6 protein-coding genes, 6 tRNA genes and 9 rRNA genes are annotated in these 24,601 nt (G+C 46.0%); 2 read left to right on the plus strand and 19 right to left on the minus strand.

The window, feature by feature from the left end:
• Positions 1-22: 22 nt before the first annotated feature.
• Positions 23-1,429 carry a hypothetical protein gene (locus tag M0221_RS12110; protein ID WP_483283930.1) on the minus strand — a complete coding sequence of 469 codons (1,407 nt, stop codon included), beginning with the start codon at positions 1,427-1,429 and terminating at the stop codon, positions 23-25.
• A 279-nt stretch (positions 1,430-1,708) separates the two neighbouring features.
• Here M0221_RS12110 and M0221_RS12115 point away from each other — a divergent pair, with 279 nt between their 5' ends.
• Positions 1,709-2,521 (plus strand): SDR family NAD(P)-dependent oxidoreductase, encoded by an 813-nt coding sequence (locus M0221_RS12115; protein WP_020444503.1) that lies wholly within the window; start codon positions 1,709-1,711, stop codon positions 2,519-2,521.
• Positions 2,522-2,633: 112 nt separating this feature from the next.
• On the opposite strand, the gene M0221_RS12120 is transcribed toward M0221_RS12115, so the two are convergent.
• The 3 genes from M0221_RS12120 to M0221_RS12130 all read right to left on the minus strand — a co-directional run bounded on the left by M0221_RS12120 (position 2,634) and on the right by M0221_RS12130 (position 6,116).
• Positions 2,634-3,329, minus strand: coding sequence for a lysophospholipid acyltransferase family protein (locus M0221_RS12120; RefSeq protein ID WP_483283931.1), 696 nt, complete (start codon positions 3,327-3,329; stop codon positions 2,634-2,636).
• Between the two features lie 137 nt (positions 3,330-3,466).
• On the minus strand, positions 3,467-5,350 hold the full coding sequence (gene parE, locus M0221_RS12125; RefSeq protein ID WP_483283932.1) for a DNA topoisomerase IV subunit B: 1,884 nt from the start codon (positions 5,348-5,350) through the stop codon (positions 3,467-3,469).
• Positions 5,351-5,489: 139 nt separating this feature from the next.
• Positions 5,490-6,116, minus strand: coding sequence for a YqiA/YcfP family alpha/beta fold hydrolase (locus M0221_RS12130; protein WP_483283933.1), 627 nt, complete (start codon positions 6,114-6,116; stop codon positions 5,490-5,492).
• A 188-nt stretch (positions 6,117-6,304) separates the two neighbouring features.
• Here M0221_RS12130 and M0221_RS12135 point away from each other — a divergent pair, with 188 nt between their 5' ends.
• Positions 6,305-6,565 carry a DUF1289 domain-containing protein gene (locus tag M0221_RS12135; RefSeq protein WP_483283934.1) on the plus strand — a complete coding sequence of 87 codons (261 nt, stop codon included), beginning with the start codon at positions 6,305-6,307 and terminating at the stop codon, positions 6,563-6,565.
• A gap of 144 nt (positions 6,566-6,709) precedes the next feature.
• On the opposite strand, the gene rrf (M0221_RS12140) is transcribed toward M0221_RS12135, so the two are convergent.
• From rrf (M0221_RS12140) to M0221_RS12210, 15 genes are all read right to left on the minus strand, one after another.
• Positions 6,710-6,823 (minus strand): 5S ribosomal RNA (rrf, locus tag M0221_RS12140).
• Between the two features lie 180 nt (positions 6,824-7,003).
• A 23S ribosomal RNA gene (locus M0221_RS12145) occupies positions 7,004-9,865 on the minus strand.
• Between the two features lie 366 nt (positions 9,866-10,231).
• Positions 10,232-10,307, minus strand: a tRNA-Ala gene (locus M0221_RS12150).
• Positions 10,308-10,313: 6 nt separating this feature from the next.
• Positions 10,314-10,390: transfer RNA gene (locus M0221_RS12155), tRNA-Ile, on the minus strand.
• An 85-nt stretch (positions 10,391-10,475) separates the two neighbouring features.
• Positions 10,476-12,014 (minus strand): 16S ribosomal RNA (locus tag M0221_RS12160).
• An 838-nt stretch (positions 12,015-12,852) separates the two neighbouring features.
• Positions 12,853-12,966: ribosomal RNA gene (rrf, locus tag M0221_RS12165) — 5S ribosomal RNA — on the minus strand.
• A 180-nt stretch (positions 12,967-13,146) separates the two neighbouring features.
• Positions 13,147-16,008 (minus strand): 23S ribosomal RNA (locus tag M0221_RS12170).
• Positions 16,009-16,374: 366 nt separating this feature from the next.
• Positions 16,375-16,450 (minus strand) — tRNA-Ala (locus M0221_RS12175).
• A 6-nt stretch (positions 16,451-16,456) separates the two neighbouring features.
• A tRNA-Ile gene (locus tag M0221_RS12180) sits at positions 16,457-16,533 on the minus strand.
• 85 nt (positions 16,534-16,618) lie between these two features.
• Positions 16,619-18,157 (minus strand): 16S ribosomal RNA (locus M0221_RS12185).
• Positions 18,158-18,995: 838 nt separating this feature from the next.
• Positions 18,996-19,109, minus strand: a 5S ribosomal RNA gene (gene rrf, locus M0221_RS12190).
• 180 nt (positions 19,110-19,289) lie between these two features.
• Positions 19,290-22,151, minus strand: a 23S ribosomal RNA gene (locus M0221_RS12195).
• A 366-nt stretch (positions 22,152-22,517) separates the two neighbouring features.
• Positions 22,518-22,593, minus strand: a tRNA-Ala gene (locus M0221_RS12200).
• A gap of 6 nt (positions 22,594-22,599) precedes the next feature.
• Positions 22,600-22,676: transfer RNA gene (locus tag M0221_RS12205), tRNA-Ile, on the minus strand.
• Positions 22,677-22,761: 85 nt separating this feature from the next.
• Positions 22,762-24,300, minus strand: a 16S ribosomal RNA gene (locus M0221_RS12210).
• Together the 16S, 23S and 5S rRNA genes with 6 tRNA genes alongside form the textbook arrangement of a ribosomal RNA operon.
• Between the last annotated feature and the right edge of the window lie 301 nt (positions 24,301-24,601).

Below are 24,601 nucleotides of genomic sequence, written 5' to 3' on the forward strand. Positions count from 1 at the left end.
GAATCGAGACATGTAGGCGGACTTATGATAGATGATTAGAGTCAGTTTTTTTCTTATTATCTTCGGTAATTTCACTAGCATTACTTTGATTACTTTGATTACTTTGATTACTTTGCTGCAACTGCTGAACCTTTTTAGTCAGTTGGCGCTCGCGCTGGGTCATGGGATTAACTGGCTGAATCCATAAATCAATATCCATAAAAGCATCTTCAGCCTCTATTATAAAATCTATACCCAATACAACCACATGATGTAGTTCTGCCATTGGTAACCGTGTCGCCACATCTAAAGCGATTTTCGCTAAATTTGGGCGTATAGCCGACTTACCATGCTTTCCTTCTGCATCTTGTCCATAAAATATTAGTACATAATGCCGCCCCAAACACTCGTAAGAATGTTGGTGGACGACATAGCCTTGTTGCTGCAACTGCTGCGCTTGCTTGGGATGCTTATATAAAGTGCGAATTAACTCATGACGCGAAAACAATGATTCATCCAATATCTGCTGTTGCCAATGAGAAAAATCTGCCTCACTAGACTTCTTCGATGATTCTTTTTGCTTAAACGCAGCAGGATTCTTATAAACTGTTTCTAACATCTGCATGCTAAGTTGTGACCATAAAGCAGCCGCTTGCGCCATATGCTGTTGATACATCTGCTTAGTTGGGCTATTGGTTTTCTGCGCCAGCGACATCGCTATCAATGCCGAGTTAGGCTCATTTTGCAAACCATATTTTATCAACGCATTATCTATCGTGATTGCAGGTGCAAAGAAGTCGGCAACATTTAGAAATCCAGTAATAATATCGTTTTCGGAATTTGTTATATGATCCTTATTACCCTGCTGTGACTGCCCTAAACGATAGTATAAAAATCGCCATAGCTCGCAAGGTATCTGTAATTTATTTAAATGAATATGCCAGTCATGCCAGCCAAATGCTTGTAATGGCTGAATAGATGCACTTGTATCAACGGGCGAACCCTCTACTAAATCACTGTCCGTAAAACTATGGGCTAGACGTTGAACAGGATTTTTTTTGCAGGATTTATTATGAACATCATGTTCATTATCAATATCAATATCAATTTGACGTTGGATATCCAAAACCAAGATGTTAATACTACGTAACTGGCTGTCTATAGATCTTGATATATGAGTCTTGCGCCATATATTTACAGCATTAAAAGCTGTCCTACCTAGTGCCTCAATATCAGCTGGCAGCATGTCATTAGGCAAATATATCACCAACTCTACTAAGTTAAGATCGCCCAGTGGTAGCTGGTACTGAGAATACTGCGCTTGATAGTTGCTCTCTATCACTGGCATATCCGGTAAGATAATCTTTAAGATATCTGCTCGTAAATAACAAGCTATTTCATGCATAAGATAGCTGCTATCAGACATTACCATCGTCGAATCACTGGGCACAGTCACCACCTTTTTGTCTGAAAAAAATACGCTATTGTAAGCGGCGCAATTGGTGTGCAGCGGATAAATGCAACTGCTACTCCAAGACTATTGGATAAAATATAAACTACATAATAGCAATTATACATGGTCGCTTTCAGCACAGTGACTTGTTATGATGATATAAAAGCGGTATTACTCGCGTATTGAGGAATCAATTAATACGCATGCTACCTTACAATATAATTAGCCCATTTATTTAGAAAATGTCTCTCTGATGATAACAAGGACTTGCCCATCATGAAACGCTTTAAAGAGAAAACAGTCGTCGTAACAGGTGCCGACTCACATATCGGTCGTGCAACTGCCATTCGTTTTGCGAATGAAGGTGCTAATGTCATACTCGTCGGACGCTCGACCGATACATTAAATCAAATCACTGAAGGGTTTCCACAAGACCGTACATGGATTCATACCGACAACTTTTTAACCATTGCTTGTGACATTGGTGTTGAGAGCCAAGTACAAGAGATGATAAAAAGAGTCATCGATAAGTTTGAAACAATCGATATATTGGTGAATAACGCAGCACAAACGACGCAAGGCAGAAATAGTGGGTTATCTACTGAACAGAAGAGTCCAGCTGTTGATGACTATTTAAGTGAAACCTTGTATGTCTGTCAGACGGCTATGCCTTACTTAATACAGAGTAAAGGTAGTATCATTAACGTTCCTTCATTTGCAGCTTGTAGTAGCGATCAGAGTGCAGCAACTTATGATGCTGCCACCTCAGGTATTACTGATTTGACCCGTACGTTGGCTTCGGCACACAGCGCAGACGGCGTGCGCGTTAATGCAGTAAATCCAAGCGTCACTCAGTCTGATATATCAGATGCGATTCAAAACACCGATATTCAAAATACCGATATAACAGATCTTCAAGCAAATATAGATGAATCATCAGATAATAGTCCATTAGGACGCTGTGCTACACCAAACGATATTGCCGCGGTGATTACTTTCTTAGCAAGCGATGATGCTGCCATGATTACCGGTACCAATTTGCCCGTCGATGGCGGTGTAAGTACTTCTAACCGTCAGCTACCTTTATAACTTTATAAAACCTTAATGTGTAAGGGCTCAAGATTAATAAGCGCAAACAAGAAACCCCTGATACTCCATATCAGGGGTTTTTTATAAATATAATCAGCTACTACTTAAAAAACTACTCCGCTGATTTATTAACGTCCTGTAGCGGCTGCGATAAACGCTCAGGATGTCTTGGAATTACACCTTGATATTGAGCATATATTCTTGGCAAATCGGATTCGATATCTCCGGTAGGATAGACCAAGGGCATAAAGCGTATCTCTTTGGTATTGTAATCCAGCGCCACTGGCAAGATTGGCACACCGGCACCCACTGCTAAATAATAAAAGCCTGACTTCCAATTTTTGGTGTACTGACGCGTACCTTCTGGCGACAACCCCAAAAATAATGGCTCACCTGTTTTAAATTTATCAATACTCGCTTGTAATACGGAGCCTTTATTACGGCGATCAATCGGAACAATACCTATCCAATGCAGCAATTGTGCAAGGATCGGCACCTTAAATAAGGTGTGTTTGCCCATAATACTAATTTTCAAATCGAGCGCAAACAAACTGGGTATCGCATATACACCGTCGATATTTGATGTATGCGGAAGCGCTAGCACCACCGCCTGTGGAATATTTGCTATCTCACCAACGGTACGCCAGCCTGCCGCTTTTAACAATGCAGACGCAATCACTGGCGCAATCTTGTTGCCGCGTCTAGGAACCAAATTCCCAAGCTGTTTTTTATTGAAACTTGGTAATGTTTTAGAGCGTGGCGGCTTAGCACTGTTAGCATTAGAGCGATTAAATAATTTTGATGTCATAACGGCACCATGTAGTAGAAGATATCCATATAATACCATTAAGCTGGTATCACTAATCTGGATTTTACATGCTTTTGTTATGTTATATCTTACTCAATCATGATTATAAATAACGCTAAGCGTCCTAAAAATAGCTATTAGATATCAGCTAGATTACCTTTATCTTCTAGCCATATCTTACGATCAGCAGCACGCTTTTTGGCTAGCAGCATATCCATCACACTGTTGGTTAGTACCATGTCATCCATATCCAACTGAACCAAACGACGAGTATCGCGATTCATAGTTGTTTCACGCAACTGCTCTGCACTCATCTCACCCAAGCCTTTAAAACGTGTGATTTGGGCTTTTTTATTGCCCGGTACATTGGCTAAAATATGCTGAAGCTCGGTTTCATCTAACGCATAATGCACTTCTTTAGCCACATCGACGCGATAGAGTGGCGGCATTGCAACAAATAAATGACCGGCATCGACTAAGGCAGGAAAGTGCTTCACGAATAACGCACAGATCAAAGTAGCAATATGCAGTCCATCAGAATCAGCATCCGCTAAGATGCATACCTTGTCATAACGTAGCTCAGATAAATCGTCAGATGCCGGATCAACGCCAATGGCAATCGCAATATCATGAATTTCTTGACTCGAGAGCACTGTATCAGATGATACCTCCCACGTATTTAAAATCTTACCACGCAAGGGTAGAATCGCTTGGTAATGACGATCACGTGCTTGCTTCGCACTACCACCCGCAGAATCCCCTTCTACCAAAAACAGCTCAGCCCCATCACGCAAATCACCGCGGCAATCTGCCAATTTACCGGGCAATGCTGGCCCCTGAGTGATTTTCTTACGAGCGACTTTTTTTGCCGATTTTAAACGACGTCCTGCTTTGTTAATTGCCAATTCGGCAATTTGTGTACCCATATCGGCATGTTGATTTAACCACAGACTAAAAGCATCTTTTGCCAATGTCTGCACGGCTCCAGCAGCCTCACGGCTAGACAAGCGCTCTTTGGTCTGTCCAGAAAACTGCGGCTCAGAGAACTTAAGAGACAGGATATAGTTCACCCCATCCCAGACATCTTCTGCGGTTAGCTTTACACTACGCGGTAGTAAATTATGGATATCGCAGAACTCACGCAAGGCTTCTAAAATACCCGTGCGCAGTCCATTGACGTGCGTACCGCCCTGAGCTGTAGGAATCAGGTTTACATAACTTTCTTGAACTGGCGTCCCACCATCAGGCAACCAAGACAATGCAAAGGTAATAGCAGCTCGTTCGCCCGCTTTCGCATCGTAATTATAATAAAACGGTGCTTCAGGCAATGTCTCAAGACCATCTAACTGTTCGCTTAAATATTCGACCACCCCATCAGTAAACTGCCAAACCACCTTTTCATCATTGATATCATCGGTGAATTCAATCGTCAGCCCAGCTGCTAGCACCGCTTTAGCTTTTAGATTGTGCTTGAGCTGCTTGACATTAAATTTAGGCGTATCAAAAAAGCGATCATCTGCCCAAAAATGTACTCTGGTACCACGTTTGCGTTTGTTTGAGCTGATTGCTTCAGTCAACGGCGTAACTGGTGCGCCATTTTCAAACGCCATATCAAACTGTGTACTATTACGCCATACCGTTACCTCAACACGTGTCGATAACGCATTGACGACAGAGATACCCACACCATGCAGACCGCCTGACACTTCATAATTAGAAGTCGAAAACTTCCCACCAGCATGCAAACGGGTCAAAATCAGCTCAATCCCTGACTGATTAAACTCAGGATGAATATCAGTAGGCATACCGCGCCCATCATCCTCAACTGACAACGAGCCATCACTATGCAGTTGCACCTTGATGGTTTTAGCATAACCCGCCAACGCTTCATCAACTGAGTTATCAATAACTTCTTGCGCCAAATGATTGGGGCGGGTGGTATCGGTATACATACCTGGACGACGACGTACTGGCTCAAGTCCTTCTAAAACTTCTAACGATTGCGCATTATACTGACTCACAAATGCATCCTTAACTGTTCGCGTGCGTTTAATTCTATCAAACCATTATAACGAAAAATAGCGACGGTAACGGTAATAGTCAGTCGCTTACGTCAGATAATGTCGTCTATTTAATACACTATGTCAGCTTTATTTGAACTTAGAGCAACTGCTGTAGCATATCAATCACCTTTGGCAATTGCTCACCAAAATCGCTAAACCTGTGATCGCCACCTGCTTGCACAGCTACCGATGCGCCCTGACTCTGATAATAAGCTTTAGACAATTCAGAATTTAACAGCTCATCGCCTTTTTTCAGTAGCACAGCAACTTTATCGGGATAATTTACTGCTAAAAGTTGATGGTCTGCAAACCATTGTAAATCTGAGGGAGTAATATTCCAGCCGCCCGCCGTCGTATGCAGGACTTTATTATTAGGTAACCCATCACTGCTATCTCGATTTGATATCGATGTATTATAAAAACGCTGTAGGGTGACATGAGGCTGAGTACTAGGGTTTAGCAATAGTGCAGGGCAACCTGTATGATTGCTTACCAAGGTGGAAAAATAGCCCCCTAACGAGCTGCCAATCAGTACGGTTTTATTATCTTTTTTCAGCTCAGTGACCAAATCAGTTAAATAACTAAAGACTTGTTCAGGTGATTGGTTTAGATCAGGACGATATACTTTAATGTCAGAATGGTTTTTTTGGCAGTAGCTTTCTAATAATATGCCTTTGGTCGAGTTGGCATCACTGTCTAGTCCATGGATATAAATCAGGTTCACGTATCATCTCCTTTGTTAATTTTGTTATGATTATCTTATATAGGCTATCAAAGCCAAGCATAGCACCCGCTAGACAAAAGTAATAACAATAAAACAGCACACTATAAGTCAGTATTTGCGACATAAGAATATTGTCATTGCAGTTTTATATAGGTCAAAGGAATGACGATAATAGCGATGGAGTAGCCATGAATCAACAGTTTGAGCTGTTCGAGATTGCCAATCCATGTATTGGTCTTTGTAAAAGCAATAAAAAAGGCTATTGCTTTGGTTGCTTGCGCAATCGTCCTGAGCGTCAGCTATGGCTGAGCATGACTAACGAGCAGCGCCGTGAGGTGCTACGGCTAGTCTCTGGACGCAGGCAACGTATCGAACAAATGAAACAGCGTAAAGGTGAGCAGTTGGGGTTTGATTTTGAAGACACAGCAGAAGCGGGTAAGCTTTTCTAAAAAGCTCATGATAACGCCTCACTAGGATACGTACTCTAAATTGAATAAATCAGCGCGATTATCCGATAAACACTCACTCATCCAAACGTCAGGCAAAAGAAAACCCCCAACGAATTAACGTTGGGGGTTTATCTAGGAATAGAGAGCTGACGATGACCTACTCTCACATGGGCGAACCACACTACCATTGGCGCGACGATGTTTCACTTCTGAGTTCGGGAAGGGATCAGGTGGTTCCATCGTGCTATTGTCGTCAGCAAAGGGGGTTAGATATGAGTCTGTTATTATTGTTTTGACGTCAAGATATTATCTATTGGTCGACCAACTTGTAACCTAACTGAATCAAGGTTAAAGGTGATATCGAAATTATATATTCTATAGCCTAGGCTATACAAGATAGATTAATTAGAGCTTTCATACAAACCACTTGGGTGTTGTATGGTCAAGCCAAACGAGCAATTAGTACAGGTTAGCTACATGCATCGCTGCACTTCCACACCCTGCCTATCAACGTCGTAGTCTTCAACGGCTCTTTAGGGAAATCTAATCTTGAGGTGGGCTTCTCGCTTAGATGCTTTCAGCGATTATCCCATCCGAACGTAGCTACCGGGCAATGCCACTGGCGTGACAACCCGAACACCAGAGGTTCGTCCACTCTGGTCCTCTCGTACTAGGAGCAGATCCTCTCAAATTTCCAACGCCCACGGTAGATAGGGACCGAACTGTCTCACGACGTTCTAAACCCAGCTCGCGTACCTCTTTAAATGGCGAACAGCCATACCCTTAGGACCTGCTTCAGCCCTAGGATGAGATGAGCCGACATCGAGGTGCCAAACACCGCCGTCGATATGAACTCTTGGGCGGTATCAGCCTGTTATCCCCAGAGTACCTTTTATCCGTTGAGCGATGGCCCTTCCATACAGAACCACCGGATCACTAAGACCTACTTTCGTACCTGCTCGACTTGTGGGTCTCGCAGTTAAGCGCGCTTTTGCCTTTATACTCTACGACCGATTTCCGACCGGTCTGAGCGCACCTTCGTACTCCTCCGTTACTCTTTAGGAGGAGACCGCCCCAGTCAAACTACCCACCATACATTGTCCTCGGTATTGTTATACCTGAGTTAGAACCCCAACATGACCAGGGTGGTATTTCAAGATTGGCTCCACAAACACTAGCGTGTCTGCTTCAAAGCCTCCCACCTATCCTGCACAAGTCAGGTCAAAGTTCAATGTAAAGCTGTAGTAAAGGTTCACGGGGTCTTTCCGTCTAGCCGCGGGTACACAGCATCTTCACTGCGATTTCGATTTCACTGAGTCTCTGCTGGAGACAGCGCTGCCATCATTATGTCATTCGTGCAGGTCGGAACTTACCCGACAAGGAATTTCGCTACCTTAGGACCGTTATAGTTACGGCCGCCGTTTACTGGGGCTTCGATCAAGAGCTTCGCTTACGCTAACCCCATCAATTAACCTTCCAGCACCGGGCAGACATCACACCCTATACGTCCACTTTCGTGTTTGCAGAGTGCTGTGTTTTTAATAAACAGTTGCAGCAGCCTGGTATCTGCGACTGCCAACAGCTCAAGGAGCAAGTCCTATCACCATCGGCAGCGTACCTTCTCCCGAAGTTACGGTACCATTTTGCCTAGTTCCTTCAGCAGAGTTCTCTCAAGCGCCTTGGTATTCTCTACCTGATCACCTGTGTCGGTTTAGGGTACGATTCGTTTATAACTATTGCTTAGAAGCTTTTCCTGGAAGCATGGTATTTGCCACTTCGCTGTACAAGTACAGCTTGCTATCAGATCTCAGCATAATGACAGTCCGGATTTGCCTAAACTGTCTGCCTACATCCTTTCACCTGGACAACCAACGCCAGGCTGACATAACCTACTCCGTCCCTCCATCGCATTATAAACAAGTATCGGAATATTAACCGATTTCCCATCGACTACGCCTTTCGGCCTCGCCTTAGGGGTCGACTCACCCAGCCCCGATTAACGTTGGACTGGAACCCTTGATCTTCCGGCGTGCGAGCTTTTCACTCGCATTATCGTTACTCACGTCAGCATTCGCTCTTGTGATACCTCCAGCATGCCTTACGACACACCTTCACAGGCTTACACAACGCTCCCCTACCACTTGAAAACAAATTCAAATCCGCAGCTTCGGCTCCTAGTTTGAGCCCCGTTACATCTTCCGCGCGGGCCGACTCGACTAGTGAGCTATTACGCTTTCTTTAAAGGATGGCTGCTTCTAAGCCAACCTCCTAGCTGTCTATGCCTTCCCACCTCGTTTCCCACTTAACTAGGAATTTGGGGCCTTAGCTGGCGGTCTGGGTTGTTTCCCTCTCCACAATGGACGTTAGCACCCACTGTGTGTCTCCCGGATATCACTCATCGGTATTCGGAGTTTGCATCGGTTTGGTAAGTCGGTATGACCCCCTAGCCGAAACAGTGCTCTACCCCCAATGGTGTTCGTCCGAGGCGCTACCTAAATAGCTTTCGGGGAGAACCAGCTATCACCGAGTTTGATTAGCCTTTCACCCCTATCCACAAGTCATCCCCTAGCTTTTCAACGATAGTGGGTTCGGTCCTCCGGTGCCTGTTACGGCACTTTCAACCTGCTCATGGATAGATCACTCGGTTTCGGGTCTATGCCCTGCAACTAAACGCCCTATTAAGACTCGGTTTCCCTACGGCTCCCCTAAACGGTTAACCTTGCTACAGAACATAAGTCGCTGACCCATTATACAAAAGGTACGCGGTCACCCTAATAAATTAAGGCTCCCACTGCTTGTACGCACACGGTTTCAGGTTCTATTTCACTCCCCTCACAGGGGTTCTTTTCGCCTTTCCCTCACGGTACTGGTTCACTATCGGTCAGTCAGGAGTATTTAGCCTTGGAGGATGGTCCCCCCATCTTCAAACAGGATTTCTCGTGTCCCGCCCTACTTAATATGTTAACGCTAATGTTTCGAATACAGGACTATCACCTACTACGGTCAGCTTTCCCACGCTGTTCTTCTACATTAGCATTAATCGGCTTCTCCCCGTTCGCTCGCCGCTACTTGGGGAATCTCATTTGATGTCTTTTCCTAAGGGTACTGAGATGTTTCACTTCCCCTCGTTTGCCTCTTGTACAAGTACAAGATACCTACCTTATGGTAGGTGGGTTTCCCCATTCAGAAATCTCCGGATCACAGGATATTGCCGCCTCCCCGAAGCTTATCGCAGGCTGTCACGTCTTTCATCGCCTCTGACTGCCAAGGCATCCACCATGTGCGCTTCATTACTTGACCATACAACCCCAAGTAGTCTTTCTCTATAAATAGAGTTAGATTTCTAAGTGTTATATAAGTCTAATTATGATAACGATATCACCTAATTTTATACGCTTGATTCAGTTCTCTTTACTTTTTTAATAACTCACTACTGGGATAACAACTGATGTCGTTAAGTAGTGAGTTATTAAGGTTAGAAACAACGCGTGAACACGTGTTCCTAACCCAGACTCATATCTATGTTTTTAAATAGTCTCTGTGCTCTCGTCGAGTCACAGATTCTGTATAAAACAGAAAGAAGTAATCTTGCCTTTGTTAAGACGAATCACTTGTTTCTATTTGATACCTATTTATTTATTAGCATCTAAAGAATAGTTTATTATGTGGTGGAGCCAAACGGAGTCGAACCGTTGACCTCCTGCGTGCAAGGCAGGCGCTCTACCAACTGAGCTATGGCCCCTAATAATGGTAGGCCTGGGCAGACTTGAACTGCCGACCCCCGCGTTATCAACACGGTGCTCTAACCAGCTGAGCTACAGGCCTGTGCGAGGCATATACCTCTAGCTAATAAACTAGCTTAAACTAAAGAACAACTTGTTGTGAATTCTTGCTGACCGAATGCCATCTATAAGGAGGTGATCCAGCCGCAGGTTCCCCTACGGCTACCTTGTTACGACTTCACCCCAGTCATCAACCACACCGTGGTGAACGCTCCCCCGAAGGTTAAGCTATCCACTTCTGGTGCAATCAACTCCCATGGTGTGACGGGCGGTGTGTACAAGGCCCGGGAACGTATTCACCGCGGCATTCTGATCCGCGATTACTAGCGATTCCTACTTCATGGAGTCGAGTTGCAGACTCCAATCTGGACTACGATAGGCTTTTTGAGATTCGCATCACATCGCTGTGTAGCTGCCCTCTGTACCTACCATTGTAGCACGTGTGTAGCCCTGGTCGTAAGGGCCATGATGACTTGACGTCGTCCCCGCCTTCCTCCAGTTTGTCACTGGCAGTATCCTTAGAGTTCCCGGCTTAACCCGCTGGTAACTAAGGACAAGGGTTGCGCTCGTTGCGGGACTTAACCCAACATCTCACGACACGAGCTGACGACAGCCATGCAGCACCTGTATTCTAATTCCCGAAGGCACTCCCGCATCTCTGCAGGATTCTAGATATGTCAAGACCAGGTAAGGTTCTTCGCGTTGCATCGAATTAAACCACATGCTCCACCGCTTGTGCGGGCCCCCGTCAATTCATTTGAGTTTTAACCTTGCGGCCGTACTCCCCAGGCGGTCTACTTATTGCGTTAGCTGCGTCACTAAGTCCTCAAGGGACCCAACGACTAGTAGACATCGTTTACGGCGTGGACTACCAGGGTATCTAATCCTGTTTGCTACCCACGCTTTCGAGCCTCAGTGTCAGTATTATGCCAGAAGGCTGCCTTCGCCATCGGTATTCCTCCAGATCTCTACGCATTTCACCGCTACACCTGGAATTCTACCTTCCTCTCACATACTCTAGCTCAACAGTATCAGATGCAGTTCCCAGGTTGAGCCCGGGGATTTCACATCTGACTTATCGAGCCACCTACGCTCCCTTTACGCCCAGTAATTCCGATTAACGCTTGCACCCTCTGTATTACCGCGGCTGCTGGCACAGAGTTAGCCGGTGCTTATTCTGCAGCTAATGTCATCGTCCGTGGGTATTAACCACGGAGTCTTCTTCACTGCTTAAAGTGCTTTACAACCAAAAGGCCTTCTTCACACACGCGGCATGGCTGGATCAGGGTTTCCCCCATTGTCCAATATTCCCCACTGCTGCCTCCCGTAGGAGTCCGGGCCGTGTCTCAGTCCCGGTGTGGCTGATCATCCTCTCAGACCAGCTACAGATCGTCGCCATGGTAGGCCTTTACCCCACCATCTAGCTAATCCGACTTAGGCTCATCTAATAGCGAGAGCAGTAAACTGCCCCCTTTCTCCCGTAGGTCGTATGCGGTATTAATACGAGTTTCCCCGTGCTATCCCCCACTACTAGGTAGATTCCTAAGTATTACTCACCCGTCCGCCGCTCGACGCCTGATAGCAAGCTATCATCGTTTCCGCTCGACTTGCATGTGTTAAGCCTGCCGCCAGCGTTCAATCTGAGCCATGATCAAACTCTTCAGTTTAATCTTGCTATGAAGCTCTTTAAAGAAGCTTCTAAACTTGGCTCATCTAATCTGGCAAAATCGCTAAAAATTATGTTCGTAATGAATTAACTTTGAGTTTTTTTACTGTCTTAAATGATAATTTTTATAGTTAGAATCCTATCGAAAAGATAGTCGACCAACTTTATTTTTTAGCATTCTGAATCAGCAAAAATCCACACAAGTTGTTCTTTAGTTATGCTTTTAAATAATGTCTCTACTGTCGTCCAGTAAGAGTATTCTGACTAAATATGCTAAACCAATCTGGCTTATCCTATTTAGCGAGCTGACCATCATATCATGTTTTAATAGTCTGTCAACTTCTTTTCTTAATTTGTTTCAACTCGGTAATCTAAGTGATAAGTTGGTTAACTTATTGCCTAGCTTCCTTTGCTGTGGGGCGTATTATATAGATTCTAACTGGGGTGTCAACTGCTTTATGAAAGGTTTTTAAACTAATTTAAGTGGGGTTTAAATAGTCGATTGTTTTCAATGGGTTAGAGAAAATATTTATTTGGATGACTTTAGCTCCAACTGGTAAAAAACTATATAGATCTTCTATTTAGCTGAAATTGAACCGCTTTAAGACTGTTATGAGCTTGGATAGTGCTTGGAACATCATGACATGAAGCTCATTTAACCTGCTAAATAGGTAATCAGATTTAAAAAACAACCTCAAAGCAGTCTTTAATCCATAGCTTCTAAGTTTTTAACCTTTCAAACCAATTGTAAAACCCACGTATTTTCACCACCCTTTCCAAACGTCAGGCAAAAGAAAACCCCCAACGAATTAACGTTGGGGGTTTATCTAGGAATAGAGAGCTGACGATGACCTACTCTCACATGGGCGAACCACACTACCATTGGCGCGACGATGTTTCACTTCTGAGTTCGGGAAGGGATCAGGTGGTTCCATCGTGCTATTGTCGTCAGCAAAGGGGGTTAGATATGAGTCTGTTATTATTGTTTTGACGTCAAGATATTATCTATTGGTCGACCAACTTGTAACCTAACTGAATCAAGGTTAAAGGTGATATCGAAATTATATATTCTATAGCCTAGGCTATACAAGATAGATTAATTAGAGCTTTCATACAAACCACTTGGGTGTTGTATGGTCAAGCCAAACGAGCAATTAGTACAGGTTAGCTACATGCATCGCTGCACTTCCACACCCTGCCTATCAACGTCGTAGTCTTCAACGGCTCTTTAGGGAAATCTAATCTTGAGGTGGGCTTCTCGCTTAGATGCTTTCAGCGATTATCCCATCCGAACGTAGCTACCGGGCAATGCCACTGGCGTGACAACCCGAACACCAGAGGTTCGTCCACTCTGGTCCTCTCGTACTAGGAGCAGATCCTCTCAAATTTCCAACGCCCACGGTAGATAGGGACCGAACTGTCTCACGACGTTCTAAACCCAGCTCGCGTACCTCTTTAAATGGCGAACAGCCATACCCTTAGGACCTGCTTCAGCCCTAGGATGAGATGAGCCGACATCGAGGTGCCAAACACCGCCGTCGATATGAACTCTTGGGCGGTATCAGCCTGTTATCCCCAGAGTACCTTTTATCCGTTGAGCGATGGCCCTTCCATACAGAACCACCGGATCACTAAGACCTACTTTCGTACCTGCTCGACTTGTGGGTCTCGCAGTTAAGCGCGCTTTTGCCTTTATACTCTACGACCGATTTCCGACCGGTCTGAGCGCACCTTCGTACTCCTCCGTTACTCTTTAGGAGGAGACCGCCCCAGTCAAACTACCCACCATACATTGTCCTCGGTATTGTTATACCTGAGTTAGAACCCCAACATGACCAGGGTGGTATTTCAAGATTGGCTCCACAAACACTAGCGTGTCTGCTTCAAAGCCTCCCACCTATCCTGCACAAGTCAGGTCAAAGTTCAATGTAAAGCTGTAGTAAAGGTTCACGGGGTCTTTCCGTCTAGCCGCGGGTACACAGCATCTTCACTGCGATTTCGATTTCACTGAGTCTCTGCTGGAGACAGCGCTGCCATCATTATGTCATTCGTGCAGGTCGGAACTTACCCGACAAGGAATTTCGCTACCTTAGGACCGTTATAGTTACGGCCGCCGTTTACTGGGGCTTCGATCAAGAGCTTCGCTTACGCTAACCCCATCAATTAACCTTCCAGCACCGGGCAGACATCACACCCTATACGTCCACTTTCGTGTTTGCAGAGTGCTGTGTTTTTAATAAACAGTTGCAGCAGCCTGGTATCTGCGACTGCCAACAGCTCAAGGAGCAAGTCCTATCACCATCGGCAGCGTACCTTCTCCCGAAGTTACGGTACCATTTTGCCTAGTTCCTTCAGCAGAGTTCTCTCAAGCGCCTTGGTATTCTCTACCTGATCACCTGTGTCGGTTTAGGGTACGATTCGTTTATAACTATTGCTTAGAAGCTTTTCCTGGAAGCATGGTATTTGCCACTTCGCTGTACAAGTACAGCTTGCTATCAGATCTCAGCATAATGACAGTCCGGATTTGCCTAAACTGTCTGCCTACATCCTTTCACCTGGACAACCAACGCCAGGCTGACATAACCTACTCCGTCCCTCCATCGCATTATAAACAAGTATCGGAATATTAACCGATTTCCCATCGACTACGCCTTTCGGCCTCGCCTTAGGGGTCGACTCACCCAGCCCCGATTAACGTTGGACTGGAACCCTTGATCTTCCGGCGTGCGAGCTTTTCACTCGCATTATCGTTACTCACGTCAGCATTCGCTCTTGTGATACCTCCAGCATGCCTTACGACACACCTTCACAGGCTTACACAACGCTCCCCTACCACTTGAAAACAAATTCAAATCCGCAGCTTCGGCTCCTAGTTTGAGCCCCGTTACATCTTCCGCGCGGGCCGACTCGACTAGTGAGCTATTACGCTTTCTTTAAAGGATGGCTGCTTCTAAGCCAACCTCCTAGCTGTCTATGCCTTCCCACCTCGTTTCCCACTTAACTAGGAATTTGGGGCCTTAGCTGGCGGTCTGGGTTGTTTCCCTCTCCACAATGGACGTTAGCACCCACTGTGTGTCTCCCGGATATCACTCATCGGTATTCGGAGTTTGCATCGGTTTGGTAAGTCGGTATGACCCCCTAGCCGAAACAGTGCTCTACCCCCAATGGTGTTCGTCCGAGGCGCTACCTAAATAGCTTTCGGGGAGAACCAGCTATCACCGAGTTTGATTAGCCTTTCACCCCTATCCACAAGTCATCCCCTAGCTTTTCAACGATAGTGGGTTCGGTCCTCCGGTGCCTGTTACGGCACTTTCAACCTGCTCATGGATAGATCACTCGGTTTCGGGTCTATGCCCTGCAACTAAACGCCCTATTAAGACTCGGTTTCCCTACGGCTCCCCTAAACGGTTAACCTTGCTACAGAACATAAGTCGCTGACCCATTATACAAAAGGTACGCGGTCACCCTAATAAATTAAGGCTCCCACTGCTTGTACGCACACGGTTTCAGGTTCTATTTCACTCCCCTCACAGGGGTTCTTTTCGCCTTTCCCTCACGGTACTGGTTCACTATCGGTCAGTCAGGAGTATTTAGCCTTGGAGGATGGTCCCCCCATCTTCAAACAGGATTTCTCGTGTCCCGCCCTACTTAATATGTTAACGCTAATGTTTCGAATACAGGACTATCACCTACTACGGTCAGCTTTCCCACGCTGTTCTTCTACATTAGCATTAATCGGCTTCTCCCCGTTCGCTCGCCGCTACTTGGGGAATCTCATTTGATGTCTTTTCCTAAGGGTACTGAGATGTTTCACTTCCCCTCGTTTGCCTCTTGTACAAGTACAAGATACCTACCTTATGGTAGGTGGGTTTCCCCATTCAGAAATCTCCGGATCACAGGATATTGCCGCCTCCCCGAAGCTTATCGCAGGCTGTCACGTCTTTCATCGCCTCTGACTGCCAAGGCATCCACCATGTGCGCTTCATTACTTGACCATACAACCCCAAGTAGTCTTTCTCTATAAATAGAGTTAGATTTCTAAGTGTTATATAAGTCTAATTATGATAACGATATCACCTAATTTTATACGCTTGATTCAGTTCTCTTTACTTTTTTAATAACTCACTACTGGGATAACAACTGATGTCGTTAAGTAGTGAGTTATTAAGGTTAGAAACAACGCGTGAACACGTGTTCCTAACCCAGACTCATATCTATGTTTTTAAATAGTCTCTGTGCTCTCGTCGAGTCACAGATTCTGTATAAAACAGAAAGAAGTAATCTTGCCTTTGTTAAGACGAATCACTTGTTTCTATTTGATACCTATTTATTTATTAGCATCTAAAGAATAGTTTATTATGTGGTGGAGCCAAACGGAGTCGAACCGTTGACCTCCTGCGTGCAAGGCAGGCGCTCTACCAACTGAGCTATGGCCCCTAATAATGGTAGGCCTGGGCAGACTTGAACTGCCGACCCCCGCGTTATCAACACGGTGCTCTAACCAGCTGAGCTACAGGCCTGTGCGAGGCATATACCTCTAGCTAATAAACTAGCTTAAACTAAAGAACAACTTGTTGTGAATTCTTGCTGACCGAATGCCATCTATAAGGAGGTGATCCAGCCGCAGGTTCCCCTACGGCTACCTTGTTACGACTTCACCCCAGTCATCAACCACACCGTGGTGAACGCTCCCCCGAAGGTTAAGCTATCCACTTCTGGTGCAATCAACTCCCATGGTGTGACGGGCGGTGTGTACAAGGCCCGGGAACGTATTCACCGCGGCATTCTGATCCGCGATTACTAGCGATTCCTACTTCATGGAGTCGAGTTGCAGACTCCAATCTGGACTACGATAGGCTTTTTGAGATTCGCATCACATCGCTGTGTAGCTGCCCTCTGTACCTACCATTGTAGCACGTGTGTAGCCCTGGTCGTAAGGGCCATGATGACTTGACGTCGTCCCCGCCTTCCTCCAGTTTGTCACTGGCAGTATCCTTAGAGTTCCCGGCTTAACCCGCTGGTAACTAAGGACAAGGGTTGCGCTCGTTGCGGGACTTAACCCAACATCTCACGACACGAGCTGACGACAGCCATGCAGCACCTGTATTCTAATTCCCGAAGGCACTCCCGCATCTCTGCAGGATTCTAGATATGTCAAGACCAGGTAAGGTTCTTCGCGTTGCATCGAATTAAACCACATGCTCCACCGCTTGTGCGGGCCCCCGTCAATTCATTTGAGTTTTAACCTTGCGGCCGTACTCCCCAGGCGGTCTACTTATTGCGTTAGCTGCGTCACTAAGTCCTCAAGGGACCCAACGACTAGTAGACATCGTTTACGGCGTGGACTACCAGGGTATCTAATCCTGTTTGCTACCCACGCTTTCGAGCCTCAGTGTCAGTATTATGCCAGAAGGCTGCCTTCGCCATCGGTATTCCTCCAGATCTCTACGCATTTCACCGCTACACCTGGAATTCTACCTTCCTCTCACATACTCTAGCTCAACAGTATCAGATGCAGTTCCCAGGTTGAGCCCGGGGATTTCACATCTGACTTATCGAGCCACCTACGCTCCCTTTACGCCCAGTAATTCCGATTAACGCTTGCACCCTCTGTATTACCGCGGCTGCTGGCACAGAGTTAGCCGGTGCTTATTCTGCAGCTAATGTCATCGTCCGTGGGTATTAACCACGGAGTCTTCTTCACTGCTTAAAGTGCTTTACAACCAAAAGGCCTTCTTCACACACGCGGCATGGCTGGATCAGGGTTTCCCCCATTGTCCAATATTCCCCACTGCTGCCTCCCGTAGGAGTCCGGGCCGTGTCTCAGTCCCGGTGTGGCTGATCATCCTCTCAGACCAGCTACAGATCGTCGCCATGGTAGGCCTTTACCCCACCATCTAGCTAATCCGACTTAGGCTCATCTAATAGCGAGAGCAGTAAACTGCCCCCTTTCTCCCGTAGGTCGTATGCGGTATTAATACGAGTTTCCCCGTGCTATCCCCCACTACTAGGTAGATTCCTAAGTATTACTCACCCGTCCGCCGCTCGACGCCTGATAGCAAGCTATCATCGTTTCCGCTCGACTTGCATGTGTTAAGCCTGCCGCCAGCGTTCAATCTGAGCCATGATCAAACTCTTCAGTTTAATCTTGCTATGAAGCTCTTTAAAGAAGCTTCTAAACTTGGCTCATCTAATCTGGCAAAATCGCTAAAAATTATGTTCGTAATGAATTAACTTTGAGTTTTTTTACTGTCTTAAATGATAATTTTTATAGTTAGAATCCTATCGAAAAGATAGTCGACCAACTTTATTTTTTAGCATTCTGAATCAGCAAAAATCCACACAAGTTGTTCTTTAGTTATGCTTTTAAATAATGTCTCTACTGTCGTCCAGTAAGAGTATTCTGACTAAATATGCTAAACCAATCTGGCTTATCCTATTTAGCGAGCTGACCATCATATCATGTTTTAATAGTCTGTCAACTTCTTTTCTTAATTTGTTTCAACTCGGTAATCTAAGTGATAAGTTGGTTAACTTATTGCCTAGCTTCCTTTGCTGTGGGGCGTATTATATAGATTCTAACTGGGGTGTCAACTGCTTTATGAAAGGTTTTTAAACTAATTTAAGTGGGGTTTAAATAGTCGATTGTTTTCAATGGGTTAGAGAAAATATTTATTTGGATGACTTTAGCTCCAACTGGTAAAAAACTATATAGATCTTCTATTTAGCTGAAATTGAACCGCTTTAAGACTGTTATGAGCTTGGATAGTGCTTGGAACATCATGACATGAAGCTCATTTAACCTGCTAAATAGGTAATCAGATTTAAAAAACAACCTCAAAGCAGTCTTTAATCCATAGCTTCTAAGTTTTTAACCTTTCAAACCAATTGTAAAACCCACGTATTTTCACCACCCTTTCCAAACGTCAGGCAAAAGAAAACCCCCAACGAATTAACGTTGGGGGTTTATCTAGGAATAGAGAGCTGACGATGACCTACTCTCACATGGGCGAACCACACTACCATTGGCGCGACGATGTTTCACTTCTGAGTTCGGGAAGGGATCAGGTGGTTCCATCGTGCTATTGTCGTCAGCAAAGGGGGTTAGATATGAGTCTGTTATTATTGTTTTGACGTCAAGATATTATCTATTGGTCGACCAACTTGTAACCTAACTGAATCAAGGTTAAAGGTGATATCGAAATTATATATTCTATAGCCTAGGCTATACAAGATAGATTAATTAGAGCTTTCATACAAACCACTTGGGTGTTGTATGGTCAAGCCAAACGAGCAATTAGTACAGGTTAGCTACATGCATCGCTGCACTTCCACACCCTGCCTATCAACGTCGTAGTCTTCAACGGCTCTTTAGGGAAATCTAATCTTGAGGTGGGCTTCTCGCTTAGATGCTTTCAGCGATTATCCCATCCGAACGTAGCTACCGGGCAATGCCACTGGCGTGACAACCCGAACACCAGAGGTTCGTCCACTCTGGTCCTCTCGTACTAGGAGCAGATCCTCTCAAATTTCCAACGCCCACGGTAGATAGGGACCGAACTGTCTCACGACGTTCTAAACCCAGCTCGCGTACCTCTTTAAATGGCGAACAGCCATACCCTTAGGACCTGCTTCAGCCCTAGGATGAGATGAGCCGACATCGAGGTGCCAAACACCGCCGTCGATATGAACTCTTGGGCGGTATCAGCCTGTTATCCCCAGAGTACCTTTTATCCGTTGAGCGATGGCCCTTCCATACAGAACCACCGGATCACTAAGACCTACTTTCGTACCTGCTCGACTTGTGGGTCTCGCAGTTAAGCGCGCTTTTGCCTTTATACTCTACGACCGATTTCCGACCGGTCTGAGCGCACCTTCGTACTCCTCCGTTACTCTTTAGGAGGAGACCGCCCCAGTCAAACTACCCACCATACATTGTCCTCGGTATTGTTATACCTGAGTTAGAACCCCAACATGACCAGGGTGGTATTTCAAGATTGGCTCCACAAACACTAGCGTGTCTGCTTCAAAGCCTCCCACCTATCCTGCACAAGTCAGGTCAAAGTTCAATGTAAAGCTGTAGTAAAGGTTCACGGGGTCTTTCCGTCTAGCCGCGGGTACACAGCATCTTCACTGCGATTTCGATTTCACTGAGTCTCTGCTGGAGACAGCGCTGCCATCATTATGTCATTCGTGCAGGTCGGAACTTACCCGACAAGGAATTTCGCTACCTTAGGACCGTTATAGTTACGGCCGCCGTTTACTGGGGCTTCGATCAAGAGCTTCGCTTACGCTAACCCCATCAATTAACCTTCCAGCACCGGGCAGACATCACACCCTATACGTCCACTTTCGTGTTTGCAGAGTGCTGTGTTTTTAATAAACAGTTGCAGCAGCCTGGTATCTGCGACTGCCAACAGCTCAAGGAGCAAGTCCTATCACCATCGGCAGCGTACCTTCTCCCGAAGTTACGGTACCATTTTGCCTAGTTCCTTCAGCAGAGTTCTCTCAAGCGCCTTGGTATTCTCTACCTGATCACCTGTGTCGGTTTAGGGTACGATTCGTTTATAACTATTGCTTAGAAGCTTTTCCTGGAAGCATGGTATTTGCCACTTCGCTGTACAAGTACAGCTTGCTATCAGATCTCAGCATAATGACAGTCCGGATTTGCCTAAACTGTCTGCCTACATCCTTTCACCTGGACAACCAACGCCAGGCTGACATAACCTACTCCGTCCCTCCATCGCATTATAAACAAGTATCGGAATATTAACCGATTTCCCATCGACTACGCCTTTCGGCCTCGCCTTAGGGGTCGACTCACCCAGCCCCGATTAACGTTGGACTGGAACCCTTGATCTTCCGGCGTGCGAGCTTTTCACTCGCATTATCGTTACTCACGTCAGCATTCGCTCTTGTGATACCTCCAGCATGCCTTACGACACACCTTCACAGGCTTACACAACGCTCCCCTACCACTTGAAAACAAATTCAAATCCGCAGCTTCGGCTCCTAGTTTGAGCCCCGTTACATCTTCCGCGCGGGCCGACTCGACTAGTGAGCTATTACGCTTTCTTTAAAGGATGGCTGCTTCTAAGCCAACCTCCTAGCTGTCTATGCCTTCCCACCTCGTTTCCCACTTAACTAGGAATTTGGGGCCTTAGCTGGCGGTCTGGGTTGTTTCCCTCTCCACAATGGACGTTAGCACCCACTGTGTGTCTCCCGGATATCACTCATCGGTATTCGGAGTTTGCATCGGTTTGGTAAGTCGGTATGACCCCCTAGCCGAAACAGTGCTCTACCCCCAATGGTGTTCGTCCGAGGCGCTACCTAAATAGCTTTCGGGGAGAACCAGCTATCACCGAGTTTGATTAGCCTTTCACCCCTATCCACAAGTCATCCCCTAGCTTTTCAACGATAGTGGGTTCGGTCCTCCGGTGCCTGTTACGGCACTTTCAACCTGCTCATGGATAGATCACTCGGTTTCGGGTCTATGCCCTGCAACTAAACGCCCTATTAAGACTCGGTTTCCCTACGGCTCCCCTAAACGGTTAACCTTGCTACAGAACATAAGTCGCTGACCCATTATACAAAAGGTACGCGGTCACCCTAATAAATTAAGGCTCCCACTGCTTGTACGCACACGGTTTCAGGTTCTATTTCACTCCCCTCACAGGGGTTCTTTTCGCCTTTCCCTCACGGTACTGGTTCACTATCGGTCAGTCAGGAGTATTTAGCCTTGGAGGATGGTCCCCCCATCTTCAAACAGGATTTCTCGTGTCCCGCCCTACTTAATATGTTAACGCTAATGTTTCGAATACAGGACTATCACCTACTACGGTCAGCTTTCCCACGCTGTTCTTCTACATTAGCATTAATCGGCTTCTCCCCGTTCGCTCGCCGCTACTTGGGGAATCTCATTTGATGTCTTTTCCTAAGGGTACTGAGATGTTTCACTTCCCCTCGTTTGCCTCTTGTACAAGTACAAGATACCTACCTTATGGTAGGTGGGTTTCCCCATTCAGAAATCTCCGGATCACAGGATATTGCCGCCTCCCCGAAGCTTATCGCAGGCTGTCACGTCTTTCATCGCCTCTGACTGCCAAGGCATCCACCATGTGCGCTTCATTACTTGACCATACAACCCCAAGTAGTCTTTCTCTATAAATAGAGTTAGATTTCTAAGTGTTATATAAGTCTAATTATGATAACGATATCACCTAATTTTATACGCTTGATTCAGTTCTCTTTACTTTTTTAATAACTCACTACTGGGATAACAACTGATGTCGTTAAGTAGTGAGTTATTAAGGTTAGAAACAACGCGTGAACACGTGTTCCTAACCCAGACTCATATCTATGTTTTTAAATAGTCTCTGTGCTCTCGTCGAGTCACAGATTCTGTATAAAACAGAAAGAAGTAATCTTGCCTTTGTTAAGACGAATCACTTGTTTCTATTTGATACCTATTTATTTATTAGCATCTAAAGAATAGTTTATTATGTGGTGGAGCCAAACGGAGTCGAACCGTTGACCTCCTGCGTGCAAGGCAGGCGCTCTACCAACTGAGCTATGGCCCCTAATAATGGTAGGCCTGGGCAGACTTGAACTGCCGACCCCCGCGTTATCAACACGGTGCTCTAACCAGCTGAGCTACAGGCCTGTGCGAGGCATATACCTCTAGCTAATAAACTAGCTTAAACTAAAGAACAACTTGTTGTGAATTCTTGCTGACCGAATGCCATCTATAAGGAGGTGATCCAGCCGCAGGTTCCCCTACGGCTACCTTGTTACGACTTCACCCCAGTCATCAACCACACCGTGGTGAACGCTCCCCCGAAGGTTAAGCTATCCACTTCTGGTGCAATCAACTCCCATGGTGTGACGGGCGGTGTGTACAAGGCCCGGGAACGTATTCACCGCGGCATTCTGATCCGCGATTACTAGCGATTCCTACTTCATGGAGTCGAGTTGCAGACTCCAATCTGGACTACGATAGGCTTTTTGAGATTCGCATCACATCGCTGTGTAGCTGCCCTCTGTACCTACCATTGTAGCACGTGTGTAGCCCTGGTCGTAAGGGCCATGATGACTTGACGTCGTCCCCGCCTTCCTCCAGTTTGTCACTGGCAGTATCCTTAGAGTTCCCGGCTTAACCCGCTGGTAACTAAGGACAAGGGTTGCGCTCGTTGCGGGACTTAACCCAACATCTCACGACACGAGCTGACGACAGCCATGCAGCACCTGTATTCTAATTCCCGAAGGCACTCCCGCATCTCTGCAGGATTCTAGATATGTCAAGACCAGGTAAGGTTCTTCGCGTTGCATCGAATTAAACCACATGCTCCACCGCTTGTGCGGGCCCCCGTCAATTCATTTGAGTTTTAACCTTGCGGCCGTACTCCCCAGGCGGTCTACTTATTGCGTTAGCTGCGTCACTAAGTCCTCAAGGGACCCAACGACTAGTAGACATCGTTTACGGCGTGGACTACCAGGGTATCTAATCCTGTTTGCTACCCACGCTTTCGAGCCTCAGTGTCAGTATTATGCCAGAAGGCTGCCTTCGCCATCGGTATTCCTCCAGATCTCTACGCATTTCACCGCTACACCTGGAATTCTACCTTCCTCTCACATACTCTAGCTCAACAGTATCAGATGCAGTTCCCAGGTTGAGCCCGGGGATTTCACATCTGACTTATCGAGCCACCTACGCTCCCTTTACGCCCAGTAATTCCGATTAACGCTTGCACCCTCTGTATTACCGCGGCTGCTGGCACAGAGTTAGCCGGTGCTTATTCTGCAGCTAATGTCATCGTCCGTGGGTATTAACCACGGAGTCTTCTTCACTGCTTAAAGTGCTTTACAACCAAAAGGCCTTCTTCACACACGCGGCATGGCTGGATCAGGGTTTCCCCCATTGTCCAATATTCCCCACTGCTGCCTCCCGTAGGAGTCCGGGCCGTGTCTCAGTCCCGGTGTGGCTGATCATCCTCTCAGACCAGCTACAGATCGTCGCCATGGTAGGCCTTTACCCCACCATCTAGCTAATCCGACTTAGGCTCATCTAATAGCGAGAGCAGTAAACTGCCCCCTTTCTCCCGTAGGTCGTATGCGGTATTAATACGAGTTTCCCCGTGCTATCCCCCACTACTAGGTAGATTCCTAAGTATTACTCACCCGTCCGCCGCTCGACGCCTGATAGCAAGCTATCATCGTTTCCGCTCGACTTGCATGTGTTAAGCCTGCCGCCAGCGTTCAATCTGAGCCATGATCAAACTCTTCAGTTTAATCTTGCTATGAAGCTCTTTAAAGAAGCTTCTAAACTTGGCTCATCTAATCTGGCAAAATCGCTAAAAATTATGTTCGTAATGAATTAACTTTGAGTTTTTTTACTGTCTTAAATGATAATTTTTATAGTTAGAATCCTATCGAAAAGATAGTCAACCAACTTTATTTTTTAGCATTCTGAATCAGCAAAAATCCACACAAGTTGTTCTTTAGTTATGCTTTTAAATAATGTCTCTACTGTCGTCCAGTAAGAGTATTCTGACTAAATATGCTAAACCAATCTGGCTTATCCTATTTAGC

This window comes from Psychrobacter sp. ANT206 (genome assembly GCF_056880555.1).

Excerpts from the sequence above, each read along its gene's own strand:
- M0221_RS12115 (WP_020444503.1), top strand. The coding sequence starts at position 1,709 with ATGAAACGCTTTAAAGAGAAAACAGTCGTCGTAACAGGTGCCGACTCA.
- M0221_RS12120 (WP_483283931.1), bottom strand. The coding sequence starts at position 3,329 with ATGACATCAAAATTATTTAATCGCTCTAATGCTAACAGTGCTAAGCCG.
- M0221_RS12135 (WP_483283934.1), top strand. The coding sequence starts at position 6,305 with ATGAATCAACAGTTTGAGCTGTTCGAGATTGCCAATCCATGTATTGGT.